Origin of the sequence: Okeania sp. SIO3B5, assembly GCF_010692555.1 — a bacterium.
Classification (GTDB): Bacteria; Cyanobacteriota; Cyanobacteriia; order Cyanobacteriales; family Microcoleaceae; genus Okeania.
This window is the reverse complement of record NZ_JAAHHG010000719.1, coordinates 1-4,131: the sequence shown is the minus strand read 5'-3', so window position 1 is coordinate 4,131 and position 4,131 is coordinate 1. Positions and strand designations below refer to the sequence as shown.

General features: G+C 37.1%; 2 protein-coding genes. Both read right to left on the bottom strand.

The window, feature by feature from the left end; genetic code table 11:
* Positions 1-296: 296 nt before the first annotated feature.
* On the bottom strand, positions 297-3,860 hold the full coding sequence (locus F6K54_RS41475; protein ID WP_293090325.1) for an NB-ARC domain-containing protein: 3,564 nt from the start codon (positions 3,858-3,860) through the stop codon (positions 297-299).
* A 36-nt stretch (positions 3,861-3,896) separates the two neighbouring features.
* On the bottom strand, positions 3,897-4,131 hold a 235-nt coding region (locus F6K54_RS41470), incomplete at its 5' end, for a hypothetical protein (protein ID WP_293090324.1).

Sequence of the window (4,131 nt, the reverse complement as noted above, 5' to 3'; positions counted from 1 at the left end):
AAGCGGAGATAGGTGGAACAGGAAAAGGTTTCGGTCATTTTATGTGAAGAAATTTTCTTGAATTTCAGCATAAAGTTTCAGTAAATTGATGCCAATAAGAGCAAATAACTAGGAGATAAACTGAATAGAAAAAGCTCAATTACTTTAGCTATCCTGACTTTTAGCTTTATTCAGCAAACCCTAATTAATAATTAATAATTACCCCCTTCTTCCTTCTTCCTTCTCTCCTTCTGCCTTCTGCCTTCTGCCTTCTGCCTTCTGCCTTCTTCCTTCTTCCTTCTTCCTTCTGCTATAAATCAACTCAAATCTTCTACTGCCCCCAAAGCTTTCAATACTTCCTTGTTACCCTCAGTTAACCCCTTCACCCCAGTAATATTCATACCTTCATAAGGTCTAGGAACTCGCAAAGTTCTCAAACATTCACCACTCTCAACATCCCAAAATTTAACCGTGCCATCCAAACTACCACTAATAACTGTTTTACTATCTTCACTACAGTCAACTGATGATATGTGTTCGTTGTGCGCCTTCAGAGTTTGCCAACATTCTCCAGTACAAGCATCCCAAAGCTTTAAACTTCCATTTTGAGCGCCACTTACAATAAATTTACCATTAGCGCTAAATTTCACAGGCCAAACTAAACATTTATGCCCTCGAAGTGTTTTCAGACACTCTCCCGTCCTCACATCCCAAAGCCTTAACGTAGTATCCTCACTGCCACTAACTAAAAACTTTCCATCCGGACTAAAAGCGATCGACCTCACATTCTTAGTGTGTCCCCGTAATGTCTTCAGACATTCTCCAGTCTCAAAATCCCAAATTTTGATAGTTTGGTCATCACTACTACTAGCCAGAGTTCGATCGTCAGGACTCAAAATCGCCTTCCAAACCCAACCTTGGTGTCCTGATAAAACCCGACACTCTTCAGTATCAATATTCCAAATTTTGACAGTTGCATCCTGACCTGCACTAGCTAAAAATTGACCGCAAGAACTAAACGCAAGGGTCCAAATTCCACCTTGATATTCTTGAGTAGGATATAGTAAATATTTCCATAAGTTACCAGAATTAACATCCCAAACCATAATATTTTCATCATCGCTACAACTGACTATTTTCTTACCATCCGGACTAAAAACCACTGACCAAATCAAAGCTTTATGCCCTCTCAAATATTGCAAACATTCTCCTGTTTCCACATCCCATATCCTGACAACATAATCCAAATGACTGCTAGCAATTTTCTTACCATCCGGACTAAAAGCAACTGACCAAACTTGATCGGTATAACCTTGGAAAGTTTTTACACATTTTCCTGTTTGAGCATCCCAGAGTTTCAGTACTTGGTCATTATTTCCCGTTGCCACAGTTTTGTTATCGCAACAAAAAGACAGAGTCCGAATTCCAGTCTGATGACCCTTTCCCGTCGCTATACATCCCCCAGTCTCAACGTTCCAGAATTTAACAGTAGGTTCAAAACAAGCACTAGCTAAAGTTTTACCATCCGGACTAAAAGCAAGCACTTTGATTTCCTTTTGATGACCTGCTAGTTCTTGATCGCATTTCCCTGTTTTCACATTCCACAAGCGAATAATTCTTTCATAACCACAACTGGCAAGTTTTTCACCATCTGGAGTAAAAGCTACTGACCAAACACCATCTTTGCTGCCTGTCAGAGTCCGAATACAGTTAAATGTTTCAACATTCCAAAGTTTGATGGTTTTGTCTGCACTCGCACTCGCTAGAGTTTTGCCATCGGGGCTAAAAGCAACGCCTAGAACCCAACCTTTATGCTCTTCTAAAGTTTGAATACATTCACCAGTGTTAGCATCCCAAAGCTTGATAGTGTGGTCATTGCACCCACTGGCAATTGTTTGAGCATCCGGACTAAAAGTGAGAGAAAAAATCCAATTTGTATGTCCTTCTAAATTATTAATACACTTACGTGTAGCGACATTCCACATCTTAATTTTACCATCGATACTACTGCTAACCAATTTTTCTCCATCGGGACTATAAGCAATGGATAAAACCCACCATCCGTGTTTTTGAAATGTTGCTATTTGTTGGCCATCTGGTACTTTTAATAAACGAACTAAGCCGTTGGAGTCACCTGCTGCTAGTAGTTTGCCATCAGGACTAAATGCTAAGGAATGAATACCACCAAAAGATTGAGTAAAAATAGATTGCGTTAAGTCGGAATAGGAAAAGTTAACATCGTGTAAGTTAATTCCTTGGAGGTAAGCTTGTCTGATGGTAAGATAAGAAAAATTGTAGCCTTTTAAATTTGTCTTTAAATAACAGAATAAATTGAGAACATTTCCTCCTATATATCCTGGCAAAAGTGAATTTTGACGGATATTTTCTAGTATAAATAATAAATAATCTTCTAGGCTTTTTATATCCTGAAAAAGCTCAATTAATCTTTTGGCAATAGGTTCAATAAAAATTCTGATTTGAGTGTTTCTAATATAGTCTTTAGCTTGAGCCTGGAGTAAAGAATGATTATTAAAAAGTTGTAGTTTTCCTATTTTTATTTCTTGGCCAATTGAAGTAATTAATTTTTCTGTGACGTATTCTATTAGGACTGGCTGGAGGGTAAAGTATTTCCCCTGTTTGCTTTTTTCTAGGGGAATTTTAATTTGTAGGGAAGACAATGTTTCTGATAGATTATCTTGGGCAGTTTTTGTAACTATATCCGATTTTAAATCAGTTATAGAAATTGGCTCCCGATGAATTACCAGCCAGTATAAAATTTCTTTTTCATCATCTGACAATCGCTCAAAATGCCTATCTAATAATTCACGCAGATCGGCAAAAATAGGTTTTCCTTGTGTTAAAAATTCAGCAATACTTCCAGGATAATCTTGAAGATGATGAGCTGCGAGTTCTAATGCTAAAGGATTGCCGTTATAGAATTCAATTAATTTTTGCCACTCCTCGTCTGTAGCGATAAAATCACCAATTTCTTCAAAAATAGCCCGTCCGTCTGTAGTATTTAAACCTGTTAATTCTAACAAACGAACTGGTTTACGTTTGCCTGAGAATCTCTGAATATTATTAATTTTTTCTCTACTGGTTAATAGCAAACAACTTTCGTGGGGAACTGAAGCAATTTTTGATAAAAGTTGACCATACTCTTCATATCCTGGTTGATATTTTCCCGCAGCATCTCCTGATGCAAGGATACTCTCCACATTATCTAAAATTAATAAACAACGATGTTGTTTTAAATAGTCAAGTAGCAGAGATATTTGCTTGTTTATTTTATCTGGTAAATCGGCTATTTTTTGACGAGATATAAATTGAATTAAATCGGCAATAATTTCTGTAATAGGAGGCGCGTTGATGAGCGAACGCCAAATTACAAATTCAAATTCATCTTGAATATCTCGTGCTAAATGTAAAGATAAATCTGTTTTACCAATGCCACCTTTACCTAATCTTATAGAGACTGCTGTTTTACCAATACCACCAATACCGATAATAGCAATGAGTCGGCAACGTTCTTGGAGTATCCATTCTTTGAGTGTTTTTAATTCTGTTTCTCTGCCAAAGAAAGTTGGAATATCCGGTGCATCTCCCCAGTCTTGATAGGTGCTTTTTTTATGTTGCTTTTCTTTATAATCAGATTCTTTTAAATCTAAACAAAGATTACTAAAAAAGTTTCTCAGACTTTTTAAAGTCACTCCTTCATTCATCTTAAGAATTTTTGTCACAGTATAGCGGTGCAAACCAGTTTCTCGAGCAACTTGATTATAGCTATATCCATTGTCCAATAATTTAGGTAATTGCCGATCTATTTTCTTCTTTCCTGCTTTTGTTAGAACATAAGTAAATTTTCTATTGATTTTAACCATTTGATATTTCCGGTAATTAATTTGCGTTATGAAGCATTAATTTATCAAAATAATTAGGTCGCGCCACCTCGCCTTGATTGGCGATCGGGTTTTTGGAGCATTGCTCAAATCCCCTACTTCCCCTCCTGGCTCCCCTCCTGGGAGGCAGGGCTGTTTCAAAGTATAGTATATTAACGATGAGCGGGAGAATGGGAGTAATGGGGATAGAGGAACACTGAAATTTACTAAAATTTGCCTATTTTGAGCGCCAATAGGTGTAGTTAAACTCTGA